At 73.3% G+C, this 14,025-nt stretch carries 12 protein-coding genes; 3 read left to right on the forward strand and 9 right to left on the reverse strand.

Features of this window, described 5'->3' with window-relative positions; all coding sequences use genetic code 11:
- The first annotated feature begins 260 nt into the window (after positions 1 to 260).
- The gene (locus tag ACFVWY_RS15765; RefSeq protein WP_389871978.1) at positions 261 to 1,574 is read left to right on the forward strand and encodes a cytochrome P450; all 1,314 of its coding nucleotides are present in this window, start codon (positions 261 to 263) and stop codon (positions 1,572 to 1,574) included.
- Positions 1,571 to 2,815, forward strand: a complete 1,245-nt coding sequence (locus ACFVWY_RS15770) for a cytochrome P450 (protein WP_389871981.1) — start codon at positions 1,571 to 1,573, stop codon at positions 2,813 to 2,815. Before ACFVWY_RS15765 ends, ACFVWY_RS15770 begins: the two co-directional genes overlap by 4 nt.
- 10 nt (positions 2,816 to 2,825) lie before the next feature.
- Here the strand turns inward: ACFVWY_RS15770 and ACFVWY_RS15775 are convergent, their stop codons facing one another.
- From ACFVWY_RS15775 to xylB, 5 genes are all read right to left on the reverse strand, one after another.
- Positions 2,826 to 3,356, reverse strand: coding sequence for a DUF4232 domain-containing protein (locus ACFVWY_RS15775; RefSeq protein WP_389871983.1), 531 nt, complete (start codon positions 3,354 to 3,356; stop codon positions 2,826 to 2,828).
- A gap of 332 nt (positions 3,357 to 3,688) precedes the next feature.
- On the reverse strand, positions 3,689 to 5,056 hold the full coding sequence (locus ACFVWY_RS15780; protein ID WP_389871986.1) for a cytochrome P450: 1,368 nt from the start codon (positions 5,054 to 5,056) through the stop codon (positions 3,689 to 3,691).
- A 231-nt stretch (positions 5,057 to 5,287) separates the two neighbouring features.
- Positions 5,288 to 6,154 (reverse strand): hypothetical protein, encoded by an 867-nt coding sequence (locus ACFVWY_RS15785; protein WP_389871989.1) that lies wholly within the window; start codon positions 6,152 to 6,154, stop codon positions 5,288 to 5,290.
- Positions 6,154 to 7,428 (reverse strand): VWA domain-containing protein, encoded by a 1,275-nt coding sequence (locus ACFVWY_RS15790; RefSeq protein WP_389871992.1) that lies wholly within the window; start codon positions 7,426 to 7,428, stop codon positions 6,154 to 6,156. Before ACFVWY_RS15790 ends, ACFVWY_RS15785 begins: the two co-directional genes overlap by 1 nt.
- 63 nt (positions 7,429 to 7,491) lie before the next feature.
- Positions 7,492 to 8,973 carry a xylulokinase gene (xylB, locus tag ACFVWY_RS15795; RefSeq protein ID WP_389871994.1) on the reverse strand — a complete coding sequence of 494 codons (1,482 nt, stop codon included), beginning with the start codon at positions 8,971 to 8,973 and terminating at the stop codon, positions 7,492 to 7,494.
- Between the two features lie 242 nt (positions 8,974 to 9,215).
- Between xylB and xylA the strand changes: the two genes are divergently transcribed.
- On the forward strand, positions 9,216 to 10,385 hold the full coding sequence (gene xylA / locus ACFVWY_RS15800; protein WP_389871997.1) for a xylose isomerase: 1,170 nt from the start codon (positions 9,216 to 9,218) through the stop codon (positions 10,383 to 10,385).
- A gap of 15 nt (positions 10,386 to 10,400) precedes the next feature.
- Here the strand turns inward: xylA and ACFVWY_RS15805 are convergent, their stop codons facing one another.
- The 4 genes from ACFVWY_RS15805 to ACFVWY_RS15820 form a co-directional block, all read right to left on the reverse strand.
- Positions 10,401 to 11,645, reverse strand: a complete 1,245-nt coding sequence (locus ACFVWY_RS15805) for an ROK family protein (RefSeq protein WP_389872000.1) — start codon at positions 11,643 to 11,645, stop codon at positions 10,401 to 10,403.
- Positions 11,646 to 11,738: 93 nt separating this feature from the next.
- On the reverse strand, positions 11,739 to 12,359 hold the full coding sequence (locus ACFVWY_RS15810; protein ID WP_389872444.1) for a DUF305 domain-containing protein: 621 nt from the start codon (positions 12,357 to 12,359) through the stop codon (positions 11,739 to 11,741).
- A gap of 41 nt (positions 12,360 to 12,400) precedes the next feature.
- Complete coding sequence (locus ACFVWY_RS15815; RefSeq protein WP_389872003.1) at positions 12,401 to 13,045, reverse strand: DUF3105 domain-containing protein; 645 nt, start codon at positions 13,043 to 13,045, stop codon at positions 12,401 to 12,403.
- Positions 13,046 to 13,136: 91 nt separating this feature from the next.
- Positions 13,137 to 13,559: a hypothetical protein gene (locus ACFVWY_RS15820; RefSeq protein WP_389872005.1), complete on the reverse strand. Its 423-nt coding sequence runs from the start codon at positions 13,557 to 13,559 to the stop codon at positions 13,137 to 13,139.
- Positions 13,560 to 14,025: the final 466 nt, after the last annotated feature.

A 14,025-nucleotide genomic window follows, 5' to 3' on the forward strand; every position in this document is an offset into this window, starting at 1 on the left:
GTGGCTGGGGGTTCTGGCTTCTACGCAGCCGGGGGCCCCCCGCGGGGTGCGGCCCCGGGTGGCCCCCGGGGGGGGGCCCCGCCGCTTTTCCTCCCCACGAGGCGAAGTGCGGGCGTCTGCGGGCTTCTTCGGGCGAATAAATAAGAGGAATGATCGGAAACGGCACATGAAGAGTCACCGAACGTCCTTATAGTGAAGCCGCGTTGATCGGCCGACCACCGCAGACCGAGCGAAGCCTTCGTTGCAGGAGATTCCGTACGATGACGACGCCCGCATCCGCGGTGCCCGAGCGCCACTCCGACGTCCCGACGCCCGCCGAGGGACGCTGCCCGATGGGCGGCGACCTGTCCCGCGTGCCCCTGAGCGGGCCCGGATTCCACACCGAACCGCACACCGTCTACCGCTCCATGCGCAGCCGGTACGGTCCCGTCGTACCCGTGGAGCTGCCCGGCGCGGTTCCCGCCTGGCTGGTCATCGGCTACCGCGAACTCCACCAGGTCACCAGCGACGGCGAGCTGTTCCCCAGGGACGTCGGGCTGTGGAACCAGTGGGGGAGCATCCCCGAGGACTGGCCGCTGCTGCCCATGGTCGGCCGCCCGATGCCGTCCATCTACTTCACCGCCGGTGCCGAGCACCGGCGCCACGCCGCGATGGTCGGCCAGGCGCTGGAGGAGGTCGAGCACTTCGAACTCCGCAGGGTCTGCGAAGAGCTGGCGGACCGTCTCGTCGACGGCTTCTGCCAGCGCGGCACCGCCGACCTGATCGCCGACTTCGCCGTCCCGCTCCCGGTGCTCGTCCTCGCCCGGCTGCTCGGCTTCCCCGACGAGGACGGCCCCCTGATCGCCGGGGTGCTCAGGGACCTGGCCGACGGCGGCCCCGGCGCCCAGCAGGCCCATCTCCGGTTCGGCGAGCACATGCGCCGGCTGCTGGAGGCCCGGCGGGCCGCGCCCGGCACCGACGTGACCTCACGCATGCTCGCGTACGCCGGAGAGTTCACCGACGAGGAGTACGTGCTCGACCTGATGGCCATCACGGCCGCGGGGCACCTCACCACGGCCGACTGGATCGGCAACTCGCTGAGACTGATGATGACCGACGACCAGTTCGCGGTCGCGCTCACCGGGGGCCGGCACAGCGTCGCCGAGGCCATGAACGAAGTGCTCTGGGAGGAGGGACCGACCCAGATCCTCGCCGGGCGCTGGGCCGCCCGCGACACCCGGCTCGCCGACCGGAACATCCGCGCCGGTGACATGCTGCTGCTGGGCCTGGGTGCGGCCAACGCCGATCCGCACATCCGCCAGCACCTCGCCACCGCCCACGGCCCGTCCGGCCACAGCGGCAACAGCGCCCACCTCGCCTTCAGCCACGGCGAATACCGCTGCCCCTTCCCCGCACAGGAGATCGCCGAGATCATCGCCCGCACCGGCATCGAAGTGCTGCTGGACCGGCTTCCCGACCTGGGACTCTCCGTACCCGTACCGGAACTGGTACGGCGGCAGTCCGCCTTTCTGCGCGGGATGACCGCGCTGCCCGTGAGCTTCGCCCCCGTACGCCCGACAGGAGACCCGTTGTGAACTGCCCGCACGCCGCCGCCAACGGGGCCGTCGTCATCGACCCCCTCGTCCAGGACCTCGACGGCGAGACGGCCCGGCTGCGCGACGCGGGCCCGCTCGCCAGGATCGAACTCCTCGGCGTACCGGCCCTCGCCGTCACCCAGCACGCCCTCGCCCGCCAACTGCTCGTCGACCCGCGCCTGGTGAAGGACCTCGACGCCTGGGGGCTCTGGCAGCGCGGCGAGGTCACCCACGCCTGGCCCCTGATCGGCATGATCGACGCCGGACGGTCCATGTTCACCGTGGACGGCGCCGAGCACCGGCGCCTGCGCACCAAGATCTCCCAGGCGCTCACCCCACGTCGGCTGGAGGAGATCCGCCCGAGCATCGAGAAGTTCACCGAGGAGCTCCTCGACGCCCTCGCCGAGCAGGCCGCGCGGAGCGAGGACGGCGTGGTCGACCTCAAGTCCGTGTTCGCCCAGCCGCTGCCGATGCGGGTCGTCGGCATGCTCATGGGCGTCGACGAGGCCGAACACCCGATGCTGCTGCGCCGCTACAAGGCGTTCTTCTCGATGCTCACCCCGCAGGAGGAACGGCTCGCGCTCCTCGCCGACCTGGACGTCTTCTACGCCGCACTCGTACGGGAGCGGACCGCGCACCCCGCCGACGACCTCACCAGTGCGCTGATCCTCGCCGAGGAGGGCGGCGAACCGCTCACCGAGGAGGAGGTCGTGGGCAACCTCAAGGCGATGGTCGCCGCCGGGCACGAGACCACCATCGGACTGATCCTCAACGCCGTACGCGCCCTGCTCACCCACCCCGGACAACTGCGCGGGGTCCTCGACGGGGAGATCCCGTGGGAGACCGTGATCGAGGAGACCCTGCGCTGGGACACGCCCACCACACACCTGCTGATGCGATTCGCCACCGAGGACATCCAGGTCGGCGACGCCACGATCCCCCGGGGCGAGGGAGTGGTCATCTCCTACCGGGCGATCGGCCGCGACACCGGGCAGCACGGCGCGGACGCCGACTCCTTCGACACCGGCCGGCCGGCCCCGATCCGCCACATGACCTTCGGCCACGGCCCCCACATCTGCCCCGGTGCCGCGCTCTCCCGGGTCGAGGCCCAGATCGCCCTGCCCGCGCTGTTCCGCCGCTTCCCCGCCCTGCGCGCCGCCGTACCGGACGAGGACCTCACGAAGCTGCCGGTCATGACGCAGAACGACATGGCCGCCTTCCCCGTCCTGCTGAACGGCTGAGCCCCCGCGGTCAGCCCAGCGCGTTCGCCAGCGCGCTGTCCGCCGCGGCGCTCGACTCCTGCCACAGGGTGGTGACCGGCTCCCAGACATGGACGCCCCGGGGCATGCCCACGGCCGCCGCGCCGAAGGTCACCCCGTAGTGGGAGGGGTCCGCCGCGACGGACAGGCTGTCGACCACACGGCCCTCGGTGGCCGCCGGGTCCGCGGTGCGCACGGCGGCGTAGGCCCGCTCACCGGCGGACAGCGTGTAAGGCGCGCTCCCGGACGGCGGTACGGGACCGGCGGAGCCGTCCAGCCCCCGGAAGGTGATGGTGGGGATGCGGTCCACCACGCAGGTGCGGCCGCCGTTGTTGGTGACGCTGATCCGGGCGACGTTCCGCTGCCCGCCGGGCGCGGCACGCACGTCGAGGTTCTTCTCCTGGCAGGTCGCGGGGGCGGCAGCGGCGGGCGAGGACCCGGCTGTGGCCGCCGCCGCGGTGCCGGTCAGGGCCAGGGCTGCCGCGGCGCAGAGCGCGGGCGTGAGGGCGGAGCGGAGGCGCATGGTGGTTCTCCCCTTCGATCGGCGTGCATCGACATCCGCCGACGTGCGCCGACGGCCTGCTCGTGCGGTCCGCCGACCGGCGCGGCCGACATGGACAGTGTGAACCGTACGACCCGGTCTCCGCGAGAGAACGGGCTCCTCGCTCAGCGGTCCCGGCCACCTCGCCACGGCGTCTCCCGCCCCGCTCGTTTCCCCGCGTGCCCGGCGTCTCCCGCCCCGCTCGCATCCCCGCGCGCCCGGCGGGTGCGCTCAGCCGTCAATCGGGTCCTCTCCGCCACCACATCGACAGGGCATGGACCTCGCTTCCCCGCGCGCGCCCGTCGGGGCGTCCGCTACCGCCTGCGGACCGTCGCCATGACCTCCCGGTCGGGCTGGAGCGTCAACGACGGCACCGGGCTGACGACACCCGGGTCCACCACCAGCTCGAAGCGGCGCGCCAGCACGGCCAGCACCAGCACCGCCTCGACCATCGCGAACCGGGTGCCCAGACAGACCCGCGGGCCGCCGCCGAACGGGAACCAGGCGTACTCCGGGACGTCGTCGCCGGTCTCGGGATCCCAGCGCTCGGGGCGGAACTCCTCGGGCTCGGGGAACCACCGTGCGTCGCGGTGCGTCACCCACTGGCTGCTCCACACCCGCGTGCCCCGCGGCATCGGCACGCCGCCGATCCGCGCCCCCTCTTTCGCGACCCCCGTGACCAGCCAGATCGTCGGATACAGGCGCAGTGTCTCCTTGACCACGGACTGCGTGTACGTCAGCTGTGCGTAGTCCTCGAAACCGGGCTCCCGGTCGCCGAGCACCCGGTCCAGCTCCTCGGCCAGCGCGGCACGCACCCGGGGCTCGCGCGCCAGCAGGTACCAGGCCCACACCAGGGTGGAGCTGGTCGTCTCGTGCCCGCCTATGTACAGCGTGACCGTCTCGTCACGGATCTCCTGGTCGGTGAGGCGGGCCCCCGCCCCGTCGACCGCGGTCAGCAGCCTGCTCAGCAGGTCGGGGCGCTCGTCCCCGCCGTCGCGGTGGCGGGCGACGACCCGGGCCACCTCGGCGTCGATGACCGCGGCGGCCTTCTTGATCCTGGCCCGGCCGGGCGTCGGCACCCAGTCCGGCAGGATGGCGCCGAGCCCGGCGAACTCCTTGCCGATCTCCAGCTGCGCCACGTCCATCGCCCGGCCCATCGCCTCCGCGTCGGCCGCCGTGTCCACCCCGAAGATGGTGCGCACCGCGATCCGCTGGGTCAGCGCCGCCATCTCCCGCTTGACGTCGACCCGGTCACCGTCCGACCAGCTGTCCGCCAGCTCCACCGCGCTGCCCGCCATCGTCGACGCGTACGACCGCACCTGCCTGGGCCGCACCGAGGGCTGTACCAGGGAGCGCTTGCGCCGCCAGTCCGTACCACGGGCGACCACCACGCCGTTGCCCATCACCGTGCGGAAGGCGATGCCCAGGGCGGGCTGGTCGAAGGTGCGTTCCGTCTCGGTGAGCAGCTCGCCCACGCACTCCGGATCGGCGATGAACACACAGCGGTTCGGGCCGAACCGCCAGCTCACCATCGTCCCGTACGAGCGCAGCCGCCCGAAGAAGGCGAGCGGGTCCTTCCCGAACTGCGGCAGGCTGCCGAGGAACGGCAGCCCCTTCGGGCCCGGCACGATCCGGTGGCTGCGCGGCCGGGCATCGACGGCCGGGCCGGTCTCCGTGGACATGGAGGTCTCCGCTCCCTCATGGCGCACCCGAACCGGTGCGCGGCGACTGGGCTCAGTCGTACCGCCCGCCGTCTGGATATGCCATCGGCCCTATGCGGTACGTGAGTTGACGAGCCTATCCACCCGTCGCCCGCCTGGGGACGGGGCGGGCGGCGGGTGGCGGAGAAAGGGCGGTCCGTGACCGCCGGACGGTGGGGGAGCGGAGCCGTCCGGCGGTCACGGAACCGCGGGTCAGGCGTGCGGCGGTACGTGGGACGGGCGCCCGCGCCCGCGCGTGAGGGAGTAGCCGAAGACGCCCGCGAGCGCTCCGAGGATGCCACCGCCGACCGTCCACAGCCAGCGGTCGGTCCACCAGCCGGAGGCCCAGCCGTCCTCGGGTTCACCGCCGAGCGCGACCGTCCGCGTGGAGCCGTCGCCGTCGCCGTCGCCATCGCCGTCGTCCGCCGAACCGTCCGTGGTCTGCGCCACCGAGGACACGCCGGGCACCAGCGGCTTCGACAGCGTGCCGTCCACATCGGCGGAGCCGCCCCTGTCGGACGACGTGACCTCCACCTCGGTCCGCACCGGCAGACCGAGGTCCGCCGACGGCAGGTCCACGACCGTCAGCCGGACGTAGTAGCTGCCCGGCAGCGGGTCGTCGGCCCACGGCTCGGACCAGGCGCGGACGGTCCGCAGCACGCACTTCAGCTCGACCGTCCGGGCGTCGGCCACGGCCTTGCCGGTCTGCCGCCCGTACATGCAGGCCTGACGGCGCCGCAGCCCGTCGTACACGTCCACCTGCCAGGTCGACGTGCCGTGCCGGGCGGCGTTCTGCGGCAGGGTGATCGTCGCGTCGACGGTGGCGCGCTCGCCCGCGTCGGCGGGGAACACCCAGTACAGGTAGTCACCCGTGGACGCCTCGGCGGTGGCACGCTGGCCCGGCTGGAGGGCGGTCGCCGTACGGAAGGTGGTCCCGGCCTCGGTGGGGCCGGAGCCGTCACCGGAGGCGCCGGGGCTCGGGCTCGCCGACGGGTCGTCGGCCAGCGCCGCACCCGCGGGGGTGAGCAGGGCGAGCCCGGTGAGCAGGGCGCCCGCGAGCAGTCGGTTCGTTCTGGTCATCAGTTGGTCCTCCAGACGGCGACGCGCCAGCGCGAGATCCAGCCGAAGACCAGACCGGCCAGCAGTCCGGTCAGCACGAGCACGGCCAGCAGCCACCAGCCGCGGCCGAGGCCGAAGGCGGCGGGGTCGGAGGCGTTGTCCGGGCCGTCCACCACGTCGATGGTCAGCTCGACCGGCAGACCGGGCTGGGTCTTCACGGAGGCGGGGGCGGAGAAGGAGCTGCCGACCTGGAGGCACACCGTCTCGGCGGCGGGCTTGTCGCTGTCCGTGCCCTCCAGTTCGGGCTTCGGGTAGCGCAGACCGGAGGAGATCGCGTCGGTACGGCCGGTGCCGGACTCCGAGCCCCGTACGATCTCACGGCCGTGCACGGTCAGCGCCCGCATCAGTACGCCGTAGTCGTTGTTCACGGCGCGGTCGGCGAAGACGCTGACCGAGGCGCGCAGCTCCTGACCGGGCAGTACATCCACCCGGTACCAGCGGTGCTGACCGAAGGTCTCGCGGTCGGTGTAGAGGCCGGGCTTGAGCTGCGGCGCGTCGGTGCAGCTGTCCGCGCCCTCGGTCGCCACCGGGGTGATGACGGGCTCGGCCGCACGGTCGACCAACTGCTTGACACGGCCGGAGAGTTCATCGGTGTGCTGGACCGCGGTGTAGGTGCCGCCGGTGGCCTCGGCGATGCAGGTCAGCTGCTCGCGGATCTTGGTGTTGGGCACCAGGCCCAGGGTGTCGATGACCAGGTGGATGCCGCGGGCCGCGATGTCGCGGGCCACCTCGCACGGGTCGAGCGGACCGCAGGTGTCCTCCCCGTCGGTGATGAGGACGATCCGCCGGGTGGAGTCGCCGCCCTTGAGGTCGTCGGCGGCGCCGAGCAGGGCCGGGCCGATCGGGGTCCAGCCGGTGGGTGCCAGGGTGGCGACGGCGGTCTTGGCCTCGGTGCGGTCGAGCGGGCCGACCGGGTAGAGCTGCCTGGTGTCCTTGCAGCCGACCTTGCGGTCGTCGCCCGGGTAGTTGGCGCCGAGCGTGCGGATGCCGAGCTCCACCTGCTCCGGCACCGCGTCCAGGACCTCGTTGAACGCCTGCTTCGCGGCGGTCATCCGGGACTGGCCGTCGATGTCGCGGGTGCGCATGGAGCCGCTGACATCGAGCACCAGCTCGACCTTGGGGGATGCTGGGGCGGGGGCTTCGTCGGCGGCGGCGGGGAGCGCCGAACCGAGCCCGGCGGTCAGGGTGGCGAGCAGAATGCCCACCCTGACCGTCAGCCTTTTTCTTATGATCATCGCCGGATACTAGTGAAGATCGCTTCGCATTCCCAAACCGGTCCGGACCCGTCCGTGGGTCCGTCAGGAACCGCCCAGCAGAGGGACGAACGCCCGGTCCAGCACCGAACAGATCCGCTCCCATGCGGCCGAGTCCCTTGGCAGCGGCGGAAGTTGGTCATCGCCGCCGGTGCCCCAGCCGGTGGCGATCGACACCGGGTCACCTCCGTCGGCCGCGGCGGCGGCCAGCGCGGCGGCACCCACCGCCACCGGCTCGTCGCCGCCGGGCACGATCACCGGACGCCCGGAGAGCCGCCGCACCGTGTCCACCCAGACGCGCCCCCGCGCCCCGCCGCCGATCAGCCGGAGCGGGCGGGCGGCCACCGAGGGGTCTGCCGGGTCGAGCCCGCAGGCCCGCGCCAGCTCGTCCTGGGCACGCAGTACGGTGACGACGGCGCCCTCGTAGGCGGCGCCGAGCAGCTGCTGGGGCGTGGTGTCGTGACGGAGCCCGGTGAGCAGCCCGGAGGCGGTGGGCAGATCGGGGGTGCGTTCGCCGTCGAGGTAGGGGAGGAGCACCGCCTCGCCGCCGGGGACCGCGTCGTCGCGGTCCAGGCCGAGCAGGGCGGCGACCCTGTCGACGGCGAGCGTGCAGTTCAGCGTGCAGGCCAGCGGGAGGTAGGTGCCGTCCGTCGCGGCGAAGCCGGAGAGGGCCGGTGAGGCGGGCCGGGTCCGGGAGGCGGCGAAGACGGTGCCCGAGGTGCCGAGGCTGAGCACGGGGTGGTCCAGCAGCCCGGCCGCGCCCAGGCCGAGACCGACGGCCGCGCCCATGTTGTCCCCGGTGCCCGCGGCCACGGCGGTCCCGGCGTTCAGGCCCAGTGCTCCGGCCGCTTCGGCGGTCAGCGCACCGGCACGGACCGCGCCGGTCCTTGCCACCCGTGGCAGCAGCGCGGCGTCCAGCCCGAGGAGTTCCAGGAGCGCGGGATCGTAGCCGCCGCTCGCCGTGGAGTACCAGCCGGTGCCCGAGGCGTCGCCGGGGTCGGTGACGGCGGTGCCCGCGAGCCGCTCGGTCAGGAAGTCGTGGGGCAGGCGCACCGCGGCGGCCGAGGCGGCGGTGTCCGGCTCGTGCTGCCGAAGCCATCGCCACTTGGACGCGGTGACGGCGGCCACCGGCACCGAGCCGGTCCGCGCGGTCCAGGCGGCCGGGCCGCCGAGTTCCGCGGTGAGCGCGGCGGCCTGCGGGGCGGAGCGGGTGTCGTTCCACAGCATCGCGGGGCGCAGCGGGCGGCCCGAGGCGTCGAGCACGACCAGCCCGTGCTGCTGCCCGGCGACCGCGATCCCGGCCACCGACCGGGCCTCGGCGCCGGACTCGGCCAGCCCGGCGCGGACGGCGGTGCGCAGAGCCGCCCACCACTGCTCCGGATCGCTCTCCCGGGCGCCCGCCTCCCCCGCGACGGTGTGCGGCGCCCGGCCGACGGCGAGCGTCCGGCCGCTGCCGGCGTCGACGACGACGGCCTTGGTGGACTGGGTGGAACTGTCCACGCCGATGACGACGGTACGCGGCGGCATGGGCTCCTCTTTCCTGTGCGGTCCGGGACACGGTATTCGATCGCGCGCGGAACAAATTACGGGAGCGGGGGAACGCCGAACAGCCCCCGGGCCTTAGGGCTGTCCCGCAATCCCTGGCGGGACAGCCCTCTGGGGGTTACGTGACGGAGCTGCCCTGTGCATCATTAGTCATGGCACTGAACAAATATGGGCCGGGCGCCTTGGCGACTCCCCGGCCCGACCGCAGCGAAGGCGGCCAGGCGATGACGGAACGCTTCACGCCCACCCCCGAGGACCGGTTCACCTTCGGGCTCTGGACGGTGGGCTGGCAGGGACGCGACCCGTTCGGCGACGCGACCCGCGCGCCGGTCGACCCGGCCGAATCCGTACGACGGCTCGCGGAGCTGGGCGCGTACGGTGTGACCTTCCACGACGACGACCTGATCCCGTTCGGCGCGACGCAGAGCGAGCGCGAAGGGACCGTGAAGCGGTTCCGGCAGGCCCTGGACGCGGCCGGCCTGGTCGTCCCCATGGCCACCACCAACCTCTTCACCCACCCGGTGTTCAAGGACGGCGCGTTCACCGCCAACGACCGCGACGTACGCCGCTACGCGCTGCGCAAGACCCTGTGCAACATCGACCTCGCCGTCGAACTGGGCGCCACCACCTACGTCGCCTGGGGCGGCCGCGAGGGCGCCGAGTCCGGCGCCGCCAAGGACGTACGGGTCGCTCTCGACCGGATGAAGGAGGCCTTCGACCTGCTCGGGGCGTACGTCACCGAGCAGGGATACGACCTGAGGTTCGCCATCGAGCCCAAGCCGAACGAGCCGCGCGGCGACATCCTGCTGCCCACCGTCGGCCACGCCCTCGCCTTCATCGAACGCCTGGAGCGCCCCGGGCTGTTCGGCGTCAACCCGGAGACCGGGCACGAGCAGATGGCCGGACTGAACTTCCCGCACGGCGTCGCACAGGCGCTGTGGGCGGGCAAGCTCTTCCACATCGATCTGAACGGCCAGACCGGCATCAAGTACGACCAGGACCTGAGGTTCGGCGCGGGTGATCTGCGCCAGGCGTTCTGGCTCGTCGACCTGCTGGAGACGGCCGGTTACGCGGGCCCGCGCCACTTCGACTTCAAGCCGCCGCGCACCGAGGACCGTGACGGTGTCTGGGCGTCGGCCGCGGGCTGCATGCGCAACTACCTGATCCTCAAGGAGCGGGCCGCCGCCTTCCGCGCCGATCCGGCCGTCCGCGAGGCGCTGCGCGTCTCCCGGCTCGACGAGCTGGCCCGCCCCACCGCCGGGGACGGGCTGCGCGGACTGCTGGCCGACCGCTCGGCCTTCGAGGAGTTCGACGTGGACGCGGCGGCACAACGGGGCATGGCGTTCGAGGCCCTGGACCAGCTGGCGATGGACCATCTGCTCGGCGTCGCCTGAGGCTCGTCGCCCGGGTCAGCCCGGCCGGTCCACCGCGTACGCCACCGGGTCGGCCAGTACCTCCGTCAGCACCAGGGCGGCGGCGCCCCGTGCCGCGTCCCCCGCGCCGGACGACGGGCGCAGCCGCCCGCTCCCCGGCGACCAGAGCCCCGAGACCACGCGGCCGGTCAGTTCCACGTCGGCGGGCGGCGCCAGCCACGGCATCAGGTTCCGGTAGATCCCGCCGAGCACCACCGCGTCCGGATCCAGCAGATTCACCGCTCCCGACAGCACCCGGCCCAGCATCCGGCCCGCCTCCGCGAGCGCGGCCACCGCTGGCCCGTCCCCGGCGCGGGCCCGCCGCTCCAGCTCGGCCACCCCGGCCCCGCCCCCGCCGTCCTCGATCCCGGCGGCCCGCAGGAGCGCCGTCTGACCCGCGTACCGCTCCAGGCAGCCACGCGAACCGCACCGGCACCGCGGGCCCTCCGGGTCCACCACCGCGTGCCCGATCTCCCCGGCGAACCCGTGCGCCCCGCGCCACAGCTCACCGTCGACGACCAGGGCTCCGCCGACACCGATCTCCCCGGTCAGGTAGAGGAAGCTGCCGACCGGCCCGAGCCCGCCGAACCACAGCTCGGCCAGCGCCGCCAGATTGGCCTCGTTCTCCGCCCGCACCCGCAGCGCCGGACGGCCGGGACGCGCGGCGGCCAGCGCGGCCGCGAACAGCTCGTCGGCGGGCACCCCGTTCCACCCCAGATTGGGCGCCTGGCGCACCGTGCCCCCGGACACCAGACCGGGCAGCGCGAGTGTCACCGCCACCGGGGACAACTCCTGCTCGCGCGCGGACTCCAGGGTGCGCGCCGCGATGGCGGCCGCCCGCGCCAGGACCTCCCCGGGCGGCACGCCCCGGTTGTCGAGGTGTTCGGTGAGCCGTACCCGTCCGGTGCCCGCCAGATCGACGACGCACACCGACACGTAGTCGATGTTGACCTCCACGCCGAGCCCGGCGGGTCCGGTGCGGGCCACCCTGAGCGGGGTGCCGGGGCGGCCCGCCTGGCCGCTGAAGGTCTTGCCCGATTCGGTGAGGAATCCGATCCGGAGCAACTGCTCGGCCAGCGAGGACACCGCGGCCCGGGTCAGCCCGACCCGGGCGGCGACCGCGGCCCGGGTCGCCCCGCCGCCGGACTCGTCGCGGACGGCCCGCAGAACCAGGCTGAGATTGCTCCGGCGTACGGTGTCCTTGTCGGCCTTGGGCCCCAGCGGGGTGGCGTTCCTCTTCATCTCGGGCCGAGCCTATGCGATCGCCGGTGCGGGCGGCCCGGTGTGCCAAAGCCCCCGTCCCGGCGGGGTACAGGGGCTTTGGCCAAGCGGTGCTCAGGCCTTCGCGCCGCGCTCCTTCAGCATGTCGGCCATCAGCGCGATCTCGGACTCCTGGCCGCGCACCATGCCCGCCGCCAGGCCGCGGATCGCCGCGGTGTCCGCCGAGTTGGCGGCCGCCTGGGCCATCTCCGCACCGGCCCGGTGATGCGTGGTCATCAGCTTCAGGAACAGCACCTCGGCGGCCTCGCCCTTCGCCGCGCGCAGCGCGTCGAGTTCGGTGTCGGTCGCCATGCCGGGCATCAGCGAACCGTCGCCCCGCGGTTCGAAGGTGTGCCCCATCCACTGCATCGGCGGGGCGCTGGACGACTTCGCCCGCCCCCACAGCTCCAGCCAGCCCAGCATCATGCCGCGCTGGTTGGCCTGCGTGTTGATGATGTCGTACGCGAGCCGCCGCACCGCCACGTCGGACGTGCGGTCCCGGACGATGAACGACATCTCGACCGCCTGCTGGTGGTGGACCGACATGTCGCGGGCGAACCCGGCATCGACGGAACGGTCCGCGGGCGCGGACGCCGAGGCGGGTGCGCCGGGGCCCGCGGACGACGAGGGCCGTACGAGCATGAGCACGACCAGGCCCAGGGCCAGCAGCAGCACCGCGCCGCCGGCCAGCACCATCGGGCGCGAGGAGAGGGCGGAGGAGCGGGGCTCGGGCGATGTCACTGGGCGATCCCTCCCGTGCAGGCCGCGCCGGGCTCAGGGGTCTGCGCGCCCTGCACGTACTTGGTGAAGAACTGCTCGACCCGGGAGTCGGCGGAGTCCTTCACCGTCACCTGCGTGCCCCAGGCGCTGAGCATCAGCGGAGCGGCCTGGTCCTCGACCGGGCTCATCAGCGAGTAGGGCGTCGACTCGACGCGCTCGCGGAGCTTGTCGAGGTCGGCCTTCTTCGCCTTGCTGGTGTACGTGACCCAGACCGCGCCGTGTTCGAGGGAGTGGACCGCGTTCTCCTTCGGTATCGCCTTGCTGTAGACATCGGCGTCGCAGTTCATCCAGACCGGGTTGTGATCGCCGCCGACCGGCGGGTTCATCGGGTAGTCGACCTTCTTCTCGACATGGTTCTGGGTGAGCTTGTCCCAGGTCCGCTCGCCCGTCACCGGCGAGGACTTGGCCTGGGTATCGGCCTTGTCCTTGTCGTCGGCGGCGGACATCAGATACGCGCCGCCCGCGACGAGCGCGCCGACCACGACGACGGACGCGGTGATGGTGATGATGCGGTTGCGCCGGTCGCGGGCCCGCTCCTTGCGGCGGGCTTCCTCCAGCTTCGCGCGGCGGGCGGCGGAGTTCTGCTGCTTGGCGTTGGCCATGGGTGTCCTTGGGTTCGGCGGAGGAAAGGGAGAAGAGAGACAGGGCATGCGTGATCCGTCCCCGAGGAGCCCGGGGAACGGGGCCCTGCTCCTAGATCCTCTGAACCTGCAGACGGAACCGGTCGACGTCGTGCACGGCGTCGTTGGACGGGCCGCGGATGACGGCCGCGCCGGTGAGCGGGGCGACCGGGGCGGTGGCGATCGCGCAGGGCAGGGCCATCGGCGCGCTCGGGGTGGGCAGGATGACCGGGGTCGCGTGCTCGGAGCTGCCGTGGCAGGAGCTGCCCGCCCCCCGGTCCTCGGGGGCATGGGCCACCACGATCCGGACCGGTTCCAGGTGGACGGTGGTGAGGGCCTGACTGGCGGTCGTCTGGTGGGTGGCGCGACCGTGCGCGCCCGGGGCGGCGATCGAACAGCACGAGACCATGGCGAGCAGCACGAACAGCCAGCCGAGCACGGCCGAGGCACGGATGCCCCGGGTGCGTCGGCGCGTGCGCTCGCTCAGCCCTTCCATCCCGTCATCCTACTGGTGTGTGAAGTTTCAATGAGAGGTGGTTGCGGCGACTGGACGGGCTCCGGCCCGCATCCGTTCCGCAGGGCCCGGGGCGCCACTCCATACCGGCCCGACGGACGGGTACGAGCGCGCGCGTACGCCGGAACGGGCACGGGTCCTGGATGTGGCGATCGCGCTGGTGAGCGCCCGCGCCGCGTGCTGTTCCGGCGATGTCGGGCCGCACGGCACCCCTCCGCGGCACAGGGGTCTGCCTGCCGGGGCGAGCGGTTCACGGAACTCGCGGAACGCGCTCACGCGGACGGCCGCGCGCGCCGGAGACCCGACCGGACGCCCGGCGGGCCGGGCAGGGAGCCGGCGCCGCGCGGCCGGGCCGAAGACGGTGACCACGCCGCCCGGTTCGCCCTCGTCCGGCCGCGGTGCGGGACGAGCCGGGTGGGCGAGGCCCGGCCAGCTGTCCTAGCCATCG

This window comes from Streptomyces sp. NPDC058195, from assembly GCF_042883525.1.
GTDB lineage: Bacteria > Actinomycetota > Actinomycetes > Streptomycetales > Streptomycetaceae > Streptomyces.